This is a genomic window from Halorubrum aquaticum (genome assembly GCF_900113615.1).
Lineage (GTDB): Archaea > Halobacteriota > Halobacteria > Halobacteriales > Haloferacaceae > Halorubrum > Halorubrum aquaticum.
Genome location: NZ_FOPZ01000007.1, coordinates 77,216 through 91,726 on the forward strand (window position 1 = coordinate 77,216; position 14,511 = coordinate 91,726).

A 14,511-nucleotide genomic window follows, 5' to 3' on the forward strand; every position below is an offset into this window, starting at 1 on the left:
GAGCGGGTAGAATATGGCCTACCGACCGCTCTCGACGGCGGTGCGCATCTCCTCGGCCAGCCGTTCGGCGCGGTCGGCGTCGCCGGACTCGGCGTAGATCCGGATCTTCGGCTCCGTTCCCGAGGGGCGGACGAGCACCCACGCGTCGCCGTAGTCGAGCCGGTAGCCGTCGGTCGTGTTGGGGGTCGCCTCCGAGGTCTCGACGAACGCTCGCGCGGCCGACAGCATGTCCTCGCGCTCGTCGCCGTCCTCGTACCCCACGTTGACGCGCACGAAGTGGTAGTCCGTGTAGGGCGCGATCGCCTCGCTGACGGGGGCGTCGGCGTCCGCGAGCAGTTCGAGGAAGCGCGCGCCGATGTACGCCCCGTCGCGTGAGAGCCGATACGGCGGGAAGAACACCCCGCCGTTGCCCTCGCCGGCGATGGGAACGTGGACGTTCTCCCCGTACAGCTCCCGGGTCCGGGTGATGATGTTGGTCGCGCCGATCGGCGTCAACTCGAGGTCGGCGTCGTTCGCCTCACAGACGTCGACGAGCCGCTGGGAGACGTTGACCGCGCTGACGACGGCGTCTCCCGGGGATAACGCGTCGTCGGCCAGCGCCGCGAAGGACGTGTCGCCGTCGACCACCGAGCCGGTCTCGTCGACGAAGACGGCGCGGTCGGCGTCGCCGTCGTGGGCGATCCCGACGTCCGCCTCGGAGGTCGCGACGAGCCGCGAGAGCGCCCGGAGGTTCTCGGGCACCGGCTCGGAGTCCCGGCCGGGGAAGTGGCCGTCCGGGGTGGCGTTCACCGTCAGCACCTCACAGCCGAGCTCCCGGTAGATACGCGGCGAACTCACCGACGCGGCACCGTGGCCGGGGTCGACCGCCACGGTGAGGTCGGCGTCGTCGATCGCCCCGCGGTCGACCGCGGCGATCAGCTGGTCGGCGTAGTCGTCGACGACGCCCTCGACGGTCGTCTCGCTGCCGGCGGTCCGCCAGTCGGCGTGGTCGTACTCGTCGTCGAGGACGCGGCGCTCGATCCGCTCCAACACGTCGACTGATAGCTCGACGCCGTCGTCGCCGACGAGCTTGATCCCGTTGAACTCCGGCGGGTTGTGCGAGGCGGTGACGAGCACGCAGGGGACGCCGGTGGACTCGCAGTAGTTCCCGACCGCGGGCGTGGGGACGACGCCGAGCCGGTCGACGTCACGGCCCACGGCGGCGAGCCCGCTGGCGGCGGCGTTGGCGAACAGCTCGCCGGTGGTGCGGGTGTCGCGGGCGACGGCGACCCGGTCCGCATCCCAGGTCGTCCCGGCCGCCTTCGCGATGTCGAGGACGAGCTCCGGCGTCAGATACCGGAGTGCGACCCCGCGAATGCCGCTGGATCCGAACAGCTCCATACGGGGCCATGGGCCGGCCGACGGGAAAGCGGTTCCGAACGCGAGCGCCGGATCCGCCGAGCGCGGCTCCCGTCCCGTCGGTCGCACTCGCGGGGTTGAAACCCGTCGCGGCCGTATCACACGCATGGAGCGATCACGGCGGGAGCTGTTGTGCCGGGCCGGCACGGCCGTCCTCGCGGTCGGCGCGACGGCCGGTTGTCTCGACGCCGCCGCCGGTGACGGCCCACAGGGGCCGGCGGGAACGCCGGAGACCCTGTCGTGTTCGGAGGACGGGTTCGTCCGTCTCGACGCCCCGTTCGAGGAGTCCGTCGCGTCGCGGACCGTCGAATCGACGGGCGCCGGAACGACGATCGAGCTGTCGGCGGAGGGCACTGCGGAGACGTACGGACAGCCGATCCGGCTCGTGCTCCGGAACACCGGAGACGACTCGGTCGGGACCCGCGGCGAGCACGCGTACTCGATACAGCGACGGACCGGCGAGGGGTGGGTCGACGTGCGCGGATCGACGACCGGCGAGGCGGTCGACCTCCCCGTCGAGGACGGCGCGCTCGGCCCGGGCGACACCTACAGCTGGTCGATCGACCTCGAGGAGCCGGCGATCGCGTCGGCCGTGCCGAACCGGGAGCTCGGCGTCTGTCCCCCGCTCGGACCGGGACCGCACCGGTTCGTCTACTGGGGACTCGTCGACGCCCCGCCGGTCGGGATCGAGTTCGAACTGATCGGGTGAGGGTCCGAACCGGTCGGGCGGGTCGGCGTCACGGGCGTGTGCTCAAAAGGACTCCCAGCCGGAGGGCTGTCCCATGCGGTCGAGGACCCTGAACTGCCGTTCCTCGCCCTCGACGCGGGTCTCGACGACGAGGTCGAACGGCTCGTACAGCGTGTGGATGACCTGTTCGTCGTGGGCGGTCGAGCCGACGACGCTCACGAACGGCCACCCCTGCCCGGAGGACTGGGAGGCCATCACCCGGGTGAACTGGTAGATCCGGTCGGGGTCCCAGTACATCAACAGCTCCGACAGCGAGTAGACGCCGACCGCCCGCTCGCGCCCGGCCGACGACTCGACCACGTCGGTGAACTTGATCCCGATCTCCGTGAGGTCGCCCGGCCCGCTCACGTACTTCGTCGTCGGCGTGTCGGCGCGTTTGTCACCCTGTTGGTGGGTGACGCAGTCGACGACGACGAGGTCGTCGCCGTCGTCGCCGACGAGCCGCTCGTGATCCGCCCGGACCTTCTCGGCGGTCCGACCGGTCGAAACGATCACGGGTGCGTCGGACCACGCCGCGAGCAGTCGATTGAAGAGGTCGTACTTCCCGCTCATCGGTGGTCCGCTGACGAGGACGCTGTCGGCGGAGACGACAGCGTCGGGAAGCGGACTCATGTCTCACACAACGGGACGACCCCGATAAAACCCTTCCGAGGGATCACTTTCGGAGGAACCTCGGCAGGTCAAGCGCGGACGGTGGTCCGGTTCGCGGTGATCGGGTGAGCGTCAGTTCGCTGAGAGCTCCGGGCAGCGCCGCCGGAAGAGGGGGCGTCCGAGGGGTTCCAACGCCGTCGACCAGTTCCTCCCAGACGGCCTCGGGTTCCTCGATCGGTGCCTCGAGCGCCTTGGTTCGTCCCTCGTCGTAGGCGAGCTCGATCATGCTCCGCTCGTACGCGCCCGGGAACGCCTCGAGGATCCGATCGAGCTCCTCGGGTCGCTCGCTCCCGCAGCCGGCGGCCACCCCGAGCGCGAACGCCCGGTCGATGGCCGCCTGGCGGGTCAACTCGGTCTCCTCCCAGTCCGTCCCGAACGTCCGGTCGTACATCACCGGGTCACCGTCGTCGCCGAGCCGACGCGGATGCCCCCGTCGGTGAACTCGACGTCCTGGATGTCGGTGTTCACGTCGGTTCCCCGCATCTTCAGCACCTGTATCCCGCGGCGCATCCCCTCGTCCTCCAGGTAGTTGTGGAGGAAGACGACGCCGTGTGCGAGGTAGTGCTCCTCGGAGTAGGCACTGGGGTCGGTCATCTCGGAGATGAGCATCGTCGTCGCGTCCGTCCGCTTCAGCGAGGAGAGCAGCTGGATCATGGTGTCCTCGTCGTCGTCGAGCAGGAACCGCAACAGCATCGTGGAGTCGAAGACGACCCGGTCGATGTCGCGGGAGTTGACGAACCCCGTGAGGCGGTTCGTGACGCCCGATCGGTCACGACGCTCGCCCGGAAGGCCGAAGAACCGCCGGCCATCGGCCGAGAAGGAGTCGAGGAAGGTCACCCGGTCGGTGTCGAGCGCGCGGTCGAACCCGAAGTCGTACCCGCCCATGTCGCGGCGGATCCCCTCCTTCGTCTCGTGCATGCTGACGTACAGCACGTCGTCCCCGTTTCGGGCGCCCTGGGCCGCGAACTGCGAGCAGAAGGTCGTCTTGCCGCTGCCGGGAGGACCGCTCACCACGTACAGCCGGTCGGACGGGAACCCCCCGTCGACGAGCTCGTCGAACCCGGGAACCCCGCTGGAGACTCGCATACGTGGACCATCGCGGGCGACCCGATAAGCGTTGGCACCCGTTTTTCAGCGGTGAGAACCCGAGCGGGTCGCGTGAGACCGGCGATCTCGCTACGATCGTCGCCTACGCCTCCGCGGACTCGTCCGCCGACGCGTCGCCTCCCGATCCATCGATCTCGACGTTCGCGTCGGCCGCGACGTCGGGGGCGACCCAGACGACGAACCTGTCGTCGGACTTGACGATCCCGTGGACGCCCTCGTCGTCCGCGGTGGTCCCCTCGTCGACGTCCCCGGGGGCGACGTCTCTGACCTGGAAAACCTCGTCGACGATCCACCCGACCGTGCCGCCCTCGGAGACGCGGTCGTCGTCGAACACGACGATCCGTTCACGGGGGCCCGTCTCCTCGATCGAGAAGAGCGTCTTCGGGTCGACGATCGTGGTCGTCCGTCCCCGGAGGTCCATCACGCCCTCGACGTGGTCGGGCGAGTTGGGGATCCGCGTGAGCTCGCCGGCGTCGACGATCTCGTCGATGACCCCGATGTCCAGACAGTACGTGCCGTCGCCGAGACCGAACTCCAGTACCTTCGTGTGTTCGGCGTCCGCCTCCGTGGCTGGCATACCTCCACTCGTCTCGAGGCGACCAATAACGGTATCCCCTGAATTATCACCGGTGATTACTGGGTCCGTGGGTTTATGCTCGCTCTGGGACCGGTTTCGCACATGAGTAGGACGACGGATCGGCGTGGCGGCCGGAGCGACGCCCCCCGAGTGGTCGTCGTCGACGACTCGCCGTTCATGCGCGGGTTGATCGGGGACGTTCTGACCGATGCGGGGGTGGCCGTCGTCGGCGAGGCGGGCGACGGCGAGGAGGCGCTGTCGGTGGTGGCCGAGACCCGACCGGACGTGGTGACGATGGACGTCGAGATGCCCGGAATGGGCGGGCTCGAGGCCGTCGAACGGCTGATGGCGGAGACGCCGACGCCCGTGTTGATGCTGTCGGCACACACCGCGGAGGGGGCCGACGTGACCTTCGAGGCGCTCGAGCGCGGCGCGGTCGACTTCTTCTCGAAACCCGGCGGCGAGGTGTCGACCGGCGTCTCGAGGGAGGCCGACCGGCTCGTCGCGGCGGTTCGCTCGGTCGCCGACGCAGACCTCGAGGCGGCGACGCGGGACCGGAAGCCCCGGACCGAGTCCGCCACGGGCTCGGCGTCGGCAGTCGACCTCGAGGAACCGTTGACCGCCGTCATCGGCGCGTCGACCGGCGGCCCGAAGGCCGTCGAGCGGGTGCTCTCCGCGCTCCCGATGGCCGACTGTCGAGTGCTCGTCGTCCAGCACATGCCCGAGGCGTTCACGCCGCGGTTCGCGGAACGGCTCGACGCGGCCTCCGCGTACGACGTGCGGGAGGCGACGGACGGCGCGCGGATCGGGGCCGGCGAGGCGCTCGTCGCGCCCGGCGGCAGACACATGCGGGTCGGGAGCTATCGGGCGGGTCGCCTACGCGTGAAACTCGTCGACGACGACGATCTCGACGACGAGGCGTCGGTGACGCCGGCGGTCGACGTGACGATGCGGTCGGCCGCGGGAACGGTCTCGGACCCGCTCGTCGGCGTGATCCTCACTGGCATGGGAGACGACGGGTCCACGGGGATCCGGGCGATGGCCGACGCGGGCGCACGAACGGTCGCCCAGAGCGAGGGGACCTGCGTCGTCTACGGGATGCCGAAACGCGCCGTCGGGACCGGGGCGGTCGACGCGGTGTGTGACCTCGACGACGTCGCCGGCACGATCCTCGGAGGTGAGGCCTGATGGATTCACACCGCGCCGCGTTCGTCGCGGAGGCCGAAGACGGGATCACCGACCTCAACAACGCGCTGCTCGCGCTCGAGGCGGACCCCGGAGACGACGCGGCGATGGACGACGTGTTCCGGGTCGCACACACCCTAAAGGGGAACGCCGCCGCGATGGGGTACGAGGACGTCTCCTCGTTCGGCCACGCTCTCGAGGACCTCCTCGACGCGGTCCGCGGCGGCGAGCGGGAGGTCACGCCCGAGCTGATGGACCTGCTCTTCGAGGGGGTCGACACCGTCGAGGCGATGGTCGCGGAGATCGAGGAGACCGGCGAGGTGTCGACGGACCCCTCCGACCTCGAATCGCGGCTCCGGGCCGTCGAGGAGCACGGGACCGTCGATCCCGGCGCGGACGGAGACGACGACGAGAACGTCGACGCTGGCGCCGCGGACGTCGAGATCGACGACGGCGCGGACGCACCCGAGAACGGCGACGACGAGGACGCCGCCGGGAACGACGGGAGCGAGGACGACGGCGGCGAGTCCGACGACGTCGACGCCGGCGTCGACGTCCCGGAACCGCCGGCCGCGGCGGCCGGGTTCGAGGACGCGGTCTACGCCGAGGTGACGGTGGGCGAGACGGCGATGCCGGGCGTCGACGCGGCGCTCGTGCTTCAGGCTCTCGAGGAGAACTTCGAGGAGTACGCCACCCGGCCGGACGCGGAGGCGCTGGAGGAGGGAGAGTACGAGGAGGCCTTCGACGCCTTCGTCGCCGACGCCGAGCCGGCGGTCGTCGCGGAGGGTCTCGAGGCGCTCACGCAGGTGACGGCGGTACGGACCGCGCTCGTGGCGGACGGCCTCGGTGCGGACCCGGATGGGGGATCCGGAGCCGACGCTACCGCCGCCGACGCCACCGGCGTCGATGCGGACGCAACCGCCGCCATCGACGTCGAAGACGTGGACGGCGGCGCCGAACCCGACGACGGCGACGACGCCGATTCGGAGGCCGACGGATCGACCGACCGGGAGGAGATCAAGTCGATCCGGGTCGACGTCGACCAGGTCGACGAGCTGTACGGGTTGGTCGAACAGCTCGTGACGAGCCGGATCAAGCTCCGGCGGGAGCTGGAGGGAACCGGAACGGAGCCGGACACCCTCGACGAGCTCGACAAGCTCGCGTCCAGCCTTCAGGACACCGCGATGGACATGCGGCTCATCCCGTTCTCGCAGGTCTCCGACTCGTTCCCCCGGCTGGTCCGGGACATCGCTCGCGACCTCGACAAGCGGGTGAAGTTCGACATCGAGGGCGACGACGTCGAACTCGACCGGACGATCCTCACGGAGATGCGGGACCCGCTCGTCCACGTGTTGCGGAACGCGGTCGACCACGGGATCGAACCCCCCGAGGAGCGCGAGGCCGCCGGAAAGGAGCCCGTGGGGAGCGTCGAACTCACGGCGGAGCGCGAGCGCGACCACGTGGTCATCGAGGTCGCCGACGACGGCGCCGGTCTCGACGCGGACCGCCTCCGCGACAAGGCGGTCGAGGAGGGCGTCGAGGACCGCGAGACCGTGGAGGCGATGACCGACGGGGAGGCGTACGACCTGGTCTTCCACCCGGGATTCTCGACTGCCGAGGAGGTCACCGACGTCTCCGGTCGCGGCGTCGGGATGGACGTGGTGCGGACGACCGCCCGCGACCTCGACGGCTCAGTCTCGGTCGACAGCGAGCCCGGCGAGGGGACGACGGTGCGCTTCCGCCTCCCGGTCACCGTCGCCATCGTGAAGGTGATGTTCGTCGACGTGGGCGGCACGGAGTACGGGATCCCGATCAAGTCGATCGCGGAGGTCTCCCGCGCCGATGACGTGGAAACGGTCCACGGCGACGAGGTGGTCCGTCACGAGGACGACCTCTACTCGGTCATCCGGCTCGAGGAGCGGCTCGCCGCCGCCGACGAAGACGGAACGGCCGGGACCGGAGACGGAACCGCCGACCCCGGAGACGGAACGGCCGGCCCGACGGACGCCGCGGCGACGGACGGGGGAGCCGTCGAGGCCGGTGCCGAAACGGGCACCACTGGAAACGACGTCCCGGCCGCGAGCGCCGCCGGGACGGCCGCCGGCGAGGGGATGCTCGTCCGGATCCGCGAGGAGACCCGGAAGGTGGCGCTCCACTGTGACGGCGTGTTGGACCAGGAGGAGGTCGTCGTGAAGCCGCTCGACGGTCCGCTGTCCGGGACTCCCGGGCTCAGCGGGACCGCCGTGCTCGGCGACGGCGACGTCGTGGCCGTCCTCGACGTGGTGAGCCTATGACCGGCGACACGGCCTTCGAGGGGGTGCTCGAACAGATCGACGACTCAGTGCCGTTCGAGCCCGGCTACTACAACGAGTCGTACCTCGACAGACGGATCACCGCCCGGATGCGCCGGCGAGGGACTGAGTCCCACCGCGAGTATCGACGGCTGCTCCGCGAGGAGCACGACGAACGCGAGGCGCTCATGGACGCGCTCACGATCAACGTGACGGAGTTCTTCCGGAACCCCGAGATGTGGGAGGTTCTCCGGGACGTGTTGCGCGAGTTCACCGACGAGAAGCGACGAGTTCGCGTCTGGTCGGCCCCCTGTGCGGACGGCCGGGAGGCGTACTCGCTCGCGATGCTCGCGTGTGACGACGACGCGATAGACGAGTCCCGCCTCGAGGTGCTCGGCTCGGACATCAGCGAGGAGGCACTGGACCACGCTCGCAACGGCGTGTACCACACGACGCGGACGACGGACATCGCCGAGGAGCTCGAGCCGCTCTCGGATCCGGACCGCTACGTCGACCGCGAGGAGGACGCGTTTCGCGTCCGCGACGCGTCCCGGCGGCTCGTGACGTTCGACACCCACGACCTGATCAGTGACGGGTCGAGGGGCCCCTTCGACGTGGTGTTGTGTCGGAACCTCCTCATCTACATCGACGCGGACCACAAGGGGTCGCTCTTCGACACCCTCGAGGCGTCGCTCGCGGCGGGCGGCGCCCTCGTCGTCGGCATGACCGAGAGCGTCCCGCCGGACCGCAGCGACGGGTACGAACCGATCGACAAGCGACGACGGGTGTTTCGGAGGCGCTGATGTCGCTGTACCAGCACGCTCGCGAGGGGAACGTCGACCGACTCAGGGACGCGCTGGGGAGTGACAGCACCGCGGTCCGGAAGCGTGCGGTCGAGTTCCTCGGCGAGCTCGCCGACGAGGACGACCAGGCGACGATCGACGGGCTCCTGCGCGCGGCGACGAACGACGAGGACGCGGGCGTTCGCGGGGCCGCCGTCGACGCTCTCGACGAGATCGGACAGGAGGCGCTCGAACAGCTCCTCGCGGAGCTCACCGGTGGGTCCGGATCGGAGGCCGAGTGGGTCACCGCCCGGAAGTTCGCCCGGGCACTCGAGGCCGACCGCGCCGAGTTGCGGATCGCGGCGGCGAACGCGCTCGCCCGTCTCGACGAACCGAGCGCGCTGCCCGCGATCGTCGGTGCGCTCTCGGACCCGGACCCGCGGGTACGGCTCAGGGCGTGTCACGCCTGCGGGACGTTCGCCGACTCGCGGGCGGTTCCCGGACTGGTCGAGCGGCTCGACGACGAACCGCGCGTCCGGCGGGCGGCCGCGAACGCGCTGGGGGCCGTCGGGACCGACCGCGCGCTCGACCCCCTCATCGACCTGCTCGAGGACCCGGACGAATCGCTCCGTCGGATCGCCGCCGGCGCGCTCGGGAACGCGAGCAACCCGAAGCCGGTGGAACCGCTCGCTCGCGCGCTCGGCGACGAGAGCGCGATCGTCAGGAACGCGGCGGTGTACTCGGTCATCGAACTGCTCTCGAACGTGCCGACCGAACACAGCCACACGGTCCGTGACCGCGTGGTCTCGGAGCTGAAGGCGGCCGACGACGCCACGGTCGTCGAGCCCCTCGTCGAGATCCTCACCGAGGGCAAACAGAGCCGACAGCGCCGGAACGCGGCGTGGATCCTCGGACGCGTCGCCGATCCGGCCTCCGAGCCGGCCGTCGAAGCGCTCGCGGACGCGCTCGACGACGACGACTCCCAGACGGCCCAGTTCGCAGCGACGAGTCTCACGAACCTCGGCGGACCGGTCGTCGAGGACCGGTTGCTCGACCGTCTCGGCACCGAACATCCCGATGACGTCCGCGCGAAGGCGGTGTTCGTGCTCGGACAGGTCGGCGGGCAGGAGACGCTGAACCGGCTCGAGGACCTGACCGACGACGAGAGCTCCGCGGTCCGCAAGCGGGTGTTCTCGGCGGTCTCGAAGCTCCGGGCGGGGGGTGTCTAAATGCCGACCGGCGACGGCGAGTACAAGGTCACGGACACGCAGGCCCGGTTCGCGGTCGCCGTCCGCGAGGGGAGAGCGATCAACGACGTCTCCTGGACGCCCGGTCGTGTTCTGTTGTCGAACCGGCGGCTGATACTCGCGAGCAACGACGGGAAGCGAACGGTTCCGCTCTCGCGGCTTCAGGGACTGGGCGGTCGTCACGACGCCAACCAGTCGATCGCCCGCGTCTCCAACTACGTGAGCTTCGACCTCGGCGAGCAGGTGTTGTTAGTCGCCGCGGCCGAACACGAGTCGTTCGAGCGCGACGTATACCGTGCGCTGCTCGACCAGCGCACGCTGATGGCGAAACACCCGGCCGTCGAGGGCGGCGTCGTTCAGGACACGGGGTGGGAACAGGCCCGCGTGAAGATCGACGAGAACGGCCTCGGTGCGGCCCTCGAGGGCGGTGCGTTCGTCGAGTTCGACCTCGACGACATCAGCGGGCTCGATGCCGCGAAACGAACCGTCGACGGCGAGAAGAAACCCGTGATCGAGGTGTCACACACCGACGACGAGGACACGAGCATCGAGACCCATCTCGCCGGGACGCCACGCCGGATGCGATTCGTCGAGTCGTGGCTCCGGAAGGGCGAGGAGCGGAGCTCGACGAACGTCGACCTATCCAGCCGGGATCGGGAGGTGTTGATGGCGCTGTACTCGGGCGTCTCGCCGTTCGAGATCCCCGCGTTCCTGGGCAGCGACGTCGACGAGGTCGAGGAGACGTTCGAGCGGCTGATCGAACTGGAGGTCGTCGAGGAAGTGCGGGTTCGCCGCGAGGTGGCGCTCAACTCCCGCGGGCGCAACATCGCGAGCGAGGCGATGAACGAGCAGTGAGTCGGTGGGGGTGGCGGACAGCCGGCTGGACCGCTCCCGACCGGGTCGCCGGACACCCGCCTCGCCCGGTTCGGGGCCTGAGTCAACGCACGGGACGGTTGGCCGCGGCATCGGCCTTGAATCGTCGGATCCCTCACTTCCGTGTCAGTCCCGCGAACCACGCTTAAGTCGTCGCCCCTCGAGGTTCCGACATGGTGTATGAAGCGGTCTGTTTCGATCTCGACGACACGCTGTATCCGTATCCGGCGTGTAACGAGGCGGGCAAGCGGGCGGCGCTGTCGGCGTTCCGCGAGCGCGGATACGAACTCGACCGTTCGGCGTTCGACGACCTCTACGCGACCGCCCGGCGGGACGTGAAACGCGAAACGAGCGGCACCGCGGCCTCACACGAGCGGTTCATCTACTTCAAGCGGGCGCTCCGACTCCACGCGGACGTTCACGACGCCGCCGACGCCCACGCGATCGGCGAGGCGTACTGGGACGGGTACCTCACGGAGATGACACCGTACGACGGCGTCACGACCACGCTGGACGCGATCCGGGACGCCGGCGTCGCGGTCGGCGTCGTGACGAACCTCACGACCCGCGTTCAGCTACGAAAGCTCGCACGGCTCGGGATCGACGACCGGGTGGACCGGCTCGTCACTTCGGAGGAGGTCGGCCGCGAGAAGCCGAGTGCGCTCCCGTTCACGACCGCGCTCGCCGGCTTCGACTGCCGCCCGAGCGAGGTGCTCATGGTCGGAGACAACGTCGTTACTGACGTCGAGGGCGGCAACGCCGTCGGCATGGACACCGTGCTGTTCGACCCTCGCGGGGAGGCCCCGCCGGCCGACGAACTGTCCGCGGGGAGACAGCCGGATCGCCGGATCAAGTCGCTCCCGGCGCTCACGGAGGTGGCGACGTGACCGACGGAAGCGACGTGAGCGACGGCGACCCGGCGCGTCTCCGGGCGGCCCGCGAGACGGTCGCGGAGTACGCGTCGGCGCTGTCGGATCTGACGCCGGGACGGACCGGGAACCTGAGCGTTCGCGACGGCGACGCCTTCGCCGTCACGCCCACCGGCGTGGCGTACGACGCCTTCGACGCGGCGGACGTGCCGGTCGTGGGTCTCGACGGCGAGCGTCTGGCGGGCCGGATGGCTCCCTCGAGCGAGGTACCGATGCACACGGGGATCTACGAGCACGCGCGACCCGGCGCGATCGTCCACACCCACTCGCCGTGGGCGACGACGATGGCGACGCTCGGGCTGTCGCTCCCGCCGGTCCACTACATGATCGTCGCGGTGGGTCGGGAGGTTCCGTTGGCCGATTACGCGCCGTACGGGACCGAGGAGCTCGCCGCCAACGTCGTCGCCGCGATGGCCGACGCCGAGTCGGACGCCGCGATCCTCGCGAATCACGGGCTGGTGGTGACCGGGCCGGACCTCGAGACCGCGCTCGAGAACGCCCACCACGTCGAGGACCTCTGTCGGCTCTACGTGCGCTCCTCGGCGATCGGGGAGCCGAACCTCCTCACGGACGACCAGCTCGCGACCGTCGAGGAGCGCTTCGAGAGCTACGGCCAGCAGCCGGAGGACGTCTAAGCGGAAGAGCCGGTCCGGTGGACCCAGTGGGGTTTATATCCGTCTCGGGGGAAACGGTATCGACATGACCGATCACCGACTCGCCCCCGACGTCGAGGAGACCGCGGAGGCGATCGCGTCCATGGAGATCCGCGGCGCGGCGACGATCGCGGCGGGCGCGGCGGAGGCGCTCGCTACGCAGGCGCGCGAGATCGACGCCGACTCTCCCGAGGCGTTCCGCGCGTCGATGCGTGCGGCGGCGCGAACGCTCCGCGAGACTCGCCCGACGGCCGTCTCGCTCCCGAACGCGCTCCGATACGTCCTCCGACGGATGGACGGGCGGAGCGTCGACGCCCTCCGAGGGAGCGTGACCGACGCGGTCGAGGAGTTCGTCGCGCAGCTCGACCGCGCTCAGGAGGACCTCGGGCGCGTCGGCGCGAACCGCCTCGCCGACGGCGACACGGTGATGACCCACTGTCACTCGACGGACGCGCTCGCGTGTATCGAGGCGGCCGTCGAGCAGGGCAAGGAGATCGAGGCGATAGTCAAGGAGACGCGTCCGCGCAACCAGGGCCACATCACCGCCGAACAGCTCCGTGAGGCGGGCGTTCCCGTCACGCTCATCGTCGACTCCGCGGCGCGGCGCTACCTGAACGAGGCGGACCACGTCCTCGTGGGGGCCGACTCGATCGCCGCCGACGGCGGCGTCATCAACAAGATCGGCACCTCGGGGCTCGCGGTCAACGCCCGCGAGCGCGGCGTGCCGATCATGACCGCCGCACAGACGATCAAGCTCCATCCGGAGACGCTGACGGGCCACACCGTCGAGATCGAGACCCGCGCGGAGGACGAGGTGATCGACCGGAAGACGCGCGAGGGGATCGGCGAGATCGCCGTCGAGAACCCCGCCTTCGACGTGACGCCGCCGCGGTACATGGACGCGATCGTGACCGAGCACGGCCAGTTCCCGCCGGAGAGCATCGTGACGCTGATGCGGGAGCTGTTCGGCGAGGGGGCCGCGGAGCCGTGGGCCGAGCCATGAGCGGTGGGGACGACGGCTCACGACGGGCGACCGCCGACGGCGGCGACGAGGTCGAACCCGCCGTCGACCCGGACCTCGAGCCGGAGGCCGAGACCGGGGCGCCGAAGGTGATCTCGGCGGGTCACATCAACTGGGACGTGACGATCCACGTCGACGAACTGCCCGAGCGCGACGGGGAGACGCGGATCGAGCGGCTCGAACAGTCCGGCGGCGGCAGCGCCGCGAACGTCGCGGTCGGCGTCGTGGGGCTCGGCGGGCAGTCGGTCGTCTTCGGGAGCGTCGGCGGGGACGAGTCGGGCGCGCTCGCCCTGCGCGAGCTCGCGAGCGCGGGCGTCGACCCGGGTCACGTGCTCGTCGACGCCGACGCGCCCACCTCTGTCACCTACGTGATCGTCGACGGGAACGGGGAGCTGTTGATGCTCGCCAACGAGGGCGCGAACGAGTCGTTCTCGGCGGGCGACCTCGACCGCGACACGCTCGCCGACGCCGACCACCTCCACTTGACGGGACAGGCACCGGAGACCGCGGCCGCGCTGGCGACGACCGCCGCCGAGGTCGGTCCGACGCGGAGCTTCGACCCCGGTCGCCGGGTGACCGACCGCGGGTACGACGCGGCGCTCCACGCCGCGGACCTGATCTTCGTGAACGACCGCGAGGCGGACGCGCTGGCGGACGTGACCGACATCGACCCGCGCGCACCGGACGACCGCGTCGTGGCGGTCAAACACGGCGGCGACGGTGCGACCGTCCACACCCCTCACGGCGACGTCTCGCATCCGGGCTTCGACGTGGATGCGGTCGACACCGCCGGCGCGGGCGACGCGTTCGCCGCGGGCTTTCTCGGCGCGGCGCTGAGGGAACCCGAGATCGCCGCCGACGGCTTCACCCACGACCCGCGCGAGTACCAGGTGCCGCTTCTCGTCGCCAACGCCTGCGGCGCGATCGCGGCCGGGACCGTCACCGCCCGCGCGGACCTCTCGTGGGACCGGGTCCGGTCGATCATGGGCGAGTCGCCGGAGTCCGACCTGTTGATCGAGATCCGCGCGTAGTCCGGGTGCGGGGTGCGG

15 protein-coding genes are annotated in these 14,511 nt (G+C 70.5%); 10 read left to right on the forward strand and 5 right to left on the reverse strand.

Annotated features, from left to right (window positions below; all coding sequences use genetic code 11):
- Positions 1–18: 18 nt before the first annotated feature.
- Positions 19–1,380 carry a phosphoglucosamine mutase gene (glmM, locus tag F3H10_RS08030; RefSeq protein WP_149784259.1) on the reverse strand — a complete coding sequence of 454 codons (1,362 nt, stop codon included), beginning with the start codon at positions 1,378–1,380 and terminating at the stop codon, positions 19–21.
- A 124-nt stretch (positions 1,381–1,504) separates the two neighbouring features.
- Between glmM and F3H10_RS08035 the strand changes: the two genes are divergently transcribed.
- On the forward strand, positions 1,505–2,107 hold the full coding sequence (locus tag F3H10_RS08035; protein WP_149784260.1) for a hypothetical protein: 603 nt from the start codon (positions 1,505–1,507) through the stop codon (positions 2,105–2,107).
- Positions 2,108–2,149: 42 nt separating this feature from the next.
- On the opposite strand, the gene F3H10_RS08040 is transcribed toward F3H10_RS08035, so the two are convergent.
- From F3H10_RS08040 to F3H10_RS08055, 4 genes are all read right to left on the reverse strand, one after another.
- The gene (locus F3H10_RS08040) at positions 2,150–2,758 is read right to left on the reverse strand and encodes a DUF7504 family protein (RefSeq protein WP_149784261.1); all 609 of its coding nucleotides are present in this window, start codon (positions 2,756–2,758) and stop codon (positions 2,150–2,152) included.
- Between the two features lie 43 nt (positions 2,759–2,801).
- On the reverse strand, positions 2,802–3,188 hold the full coding sequence (locus F3H10_RS08045) for a hypothetical protein (RefSeq protein ID WP_149784262.1): 387 nt from the start codon (positions 3,186–3,188) through the stop codon (positions 2,802–2,804).
- Positions 3,188–3,883, reverse strand: a complete 696-nt coding sequence (locus F3H10_RS08050; RefSeq protein ID WP_149784263.1) for an RAD55 family ATPase — start codon at positions 3,881–3,883, stop codon at positions 3,188–3,190. Before F3H10_RS08050 ends, F3H10_RS08045 begins: the two co-directional genes overlap by 1 nt.
- 103 nt (positions 3,884–3,986) lie before the next feature.
- Complete coding sequence (locus tag F3H10_RS08055) at positions 3,987–4,481, reverse strand: chemotaxis protein CheW (protein ID WP_149784264.1); 495 nt, start codon at positions 4,479–4,481, stop codon at positions 3,987–3,989.
- A 102-nt stretch (positions 4,482–4,583) separates the two neighbouring features.
- On the opposite strand from F3H10_RS08055, the gene cheB reads away from it, so the two are divergent.
- From cheB to F3H10_RS08100, 9 genes are all read left to right on the forward strand, one after another.
- Positions 4,584–5,669, forward strand: a complete 1,086-nt coding sequence (gene cheB, locus F3H10_RS08060; protein ID WP_223174269.1) for a chemotaxis-specific protein-glutamate methyltransferase CheB — start codon at positions 4,584–4,586, stop codon at positions 5,667–5,669.
- Positions 5,669–7,960 carry a chemotaxis protein CheA gene (locus tag F3H10_RS08065; protein WP_149784266.1) on the forward strand — a complete coding sequence of 764 codons (2,292 nt, stop codon included), beginning with the start codon at positions 5,669–5,671 and terminating at the stop codon, positions 7,958–7,960. Before cheB ends, F3H10_RS08065 begins: the two co-directional genes overlap by 1 nt.
- Positions 7,957–8,760, forward strand: coding sequence for a CheR family methyltransferase (locus tag F3H10_RS08070; protein ID WP_149784267.1), 804 nt, complete (start codon positions 7,957–7,959; stop codon positions 8,758–8,760). Before F3H10_RS08065 ends, F3H10_RS08070 begins: the two co-directional genes overlap by 4 nt.
- Positions 8,760–9,968, forward strand: coding sequence for a HEAT repeat domain-containing protein (locus F3H10_RS08075; RefSeq protein WP_149784268.1), 1,209 nt, complete (start codon positions 8,760–8,762; stop codon positions 9,966–9,968). The genes F3H10_RS08070 and F3H10_RS08075 overlap by 1 nt, the downstream gene beginning before the upstream one ends.
- The gene (locus F3H10_RS08080) at positions 9,969–10,841 is read left to right on the forward strand and encodes a CheF family chemotaxis protein (protein ID WP_149784269.1); all 873 of its coding nucleotides are present in this window, start codon (positions 9,969–9,971) and stop codon (positions 10,839–10,841) included.
- A gap of 191 nt (positions 10,842–11,032) precedes the next feature.
- Positions 11,033–11,746 carry an HAD family hydrolase gene (locus tag F3H10_RS08085; protein ID WP_149784270.1) on the forward strand — a complete coding sequence of 238 codons (714 nt, stop codon included), beginning with the start codon at positions 11,033–11,035 and terminating at the stop codon, positions 11,744–11,746.
- Positions 11,743–12,423 (forward strand): class II aldolase/adducin family protein, encoded by a 681-nt coding sequence (locus tag F3H10_RS08090; protein WP_149784271.1) that lies wholly within the window; start codon positions 11,743–11,745, stop codon positions 12,421–12,423. Before F3H10_RS08085 ends, F3H10_RS08090 begins: the two co-directional genes overlap by 4 nt.
- 64 nt (positions 12,424–12,487) lie before the next feature.
- A complete protein-coding gene (locus F3H10_RS08095) occupies positions 12,488–13,444 on the forward strand; it encodes a ribose 1,5-bisphosphate isomerase (RefSeq protein WP_149784272.1) in 957 nt (318 codons plus the stop codon).
- The gene (locus F3H10_RS08100; RefSeq protein ID WP_149784273.1) at positions 13,441–14,493 is read left to right on the forward strand and encodes a carbohydrate kinase family protein; all 1,053 of its coding nucleotides are present in this window, start codon (positions 13,441–13,443) and stop codon (positions 14,491–14,493) included. Before F3H10_RS08095 ends, F3H10_RS08100 begins: the two co-directional genes overlap by 4 nt.
- Positions 14,494–14,511 lie beyond the last annotated feature (18 nt).

Bases quoted from the DNA above. Each gene is read 5' to 3' on its own strand.
- glmM (WP_149784259.1), bottom strand. From the start codon at position 1,380: ATGGAGCTGTTCGGATCCAGCGGCATTCGCGGGGTCGCACTCCGGTAT.
- F3H10_RS08035 (WP_149784260.1), top strand. From the start codon at position 1,505: ATGGAGCGATCACGGCGGGAGCTGTTGTGCCGGGCCGGCACGGCCGTC.
- F3H10_RS08040 (WP_149784261.1), bottom strand. From the start codon at position 2,758: ATGAGTCCGCTTCCCGACGCTGTCGTCTCCGCCGACAGCGTCCTCGTC.
- F3H10_RS08045 (WP_149784262.1), bottom strand. From the start codon at position 3,188: ATGTACGACCGGACGTTCGGGACGGACTGGGAGGAGACCGAGTTGACC.
- F3H10_RS08050 (WP_149784263.1), bottom strand. From the start codon at position 3,883: ATGCGAGTCTCCAGCGGGGTTCCCGGGTTCGACGAGCTCGTCGACGGG.
- F3H10_RS08055 (WP_149784264.1), bottom strand. From the start codon at position 4,481: ATGCCAGCCACGGAGGCGGACGCCGAACACACGAAGGTACTGGAGTTC.
- cheB (WP_223174269.1), top strand. From the start codon at position 4,584: ATGAGTAGGACGACGGATCGGCGTGGCGGCCGGAGCGACGCCCCCCGA.
- F3H10_RS08065 (WP_149784266.1), top strand. From the start codon at position 5,669: ATGGATTCACACCGCGCCGCGTTCGTCGCGGAGGCCGAAGACGGGATC.
- F3H10_RS08070 (WP_149784267.1), top strand. From the start codon at position 7,957: ATGACCGGCGACACGGCCTTCGAGGGGGTGCTCGAACAGATCGACGAC.
- F3H10_RS08075 (WP_149784268.1), top strand. From the start codon at position 8,760: ATGTCGCTGTACCAGCACGCTCGCGAGGGGAACGTCGACCGACTCAGG.
- F3H10_RS08080 (WP_149784269.1), top strand. From the start codon at position 9,969: ATGCCGACCGGCGACGGCGAGTACAAGGTCACGGACACGCAGGCCCGG.
- F3H10_RS08085 (WP_149784270.1), top strand. From the start codon at position 11,033: ATGGTGTATGAAGCGGTCTGTTTCGATCTCGACGACACGCTGTATCCG.
- F3H10_RS08095 (WP_149784272.1), top strand. From the start codon at position 12,488: ATGACCGATCACCGACTCGCCCCCGACGTCGAGGAGACCGCGGAGGCG.
- F3H10_RS08100 (WP_149784273.1), top strand. From the start codon at position 13,441: ATGAGCGGTGGGGACGACGGCTCACGACGGGCGACCGCCGACGGCGGC.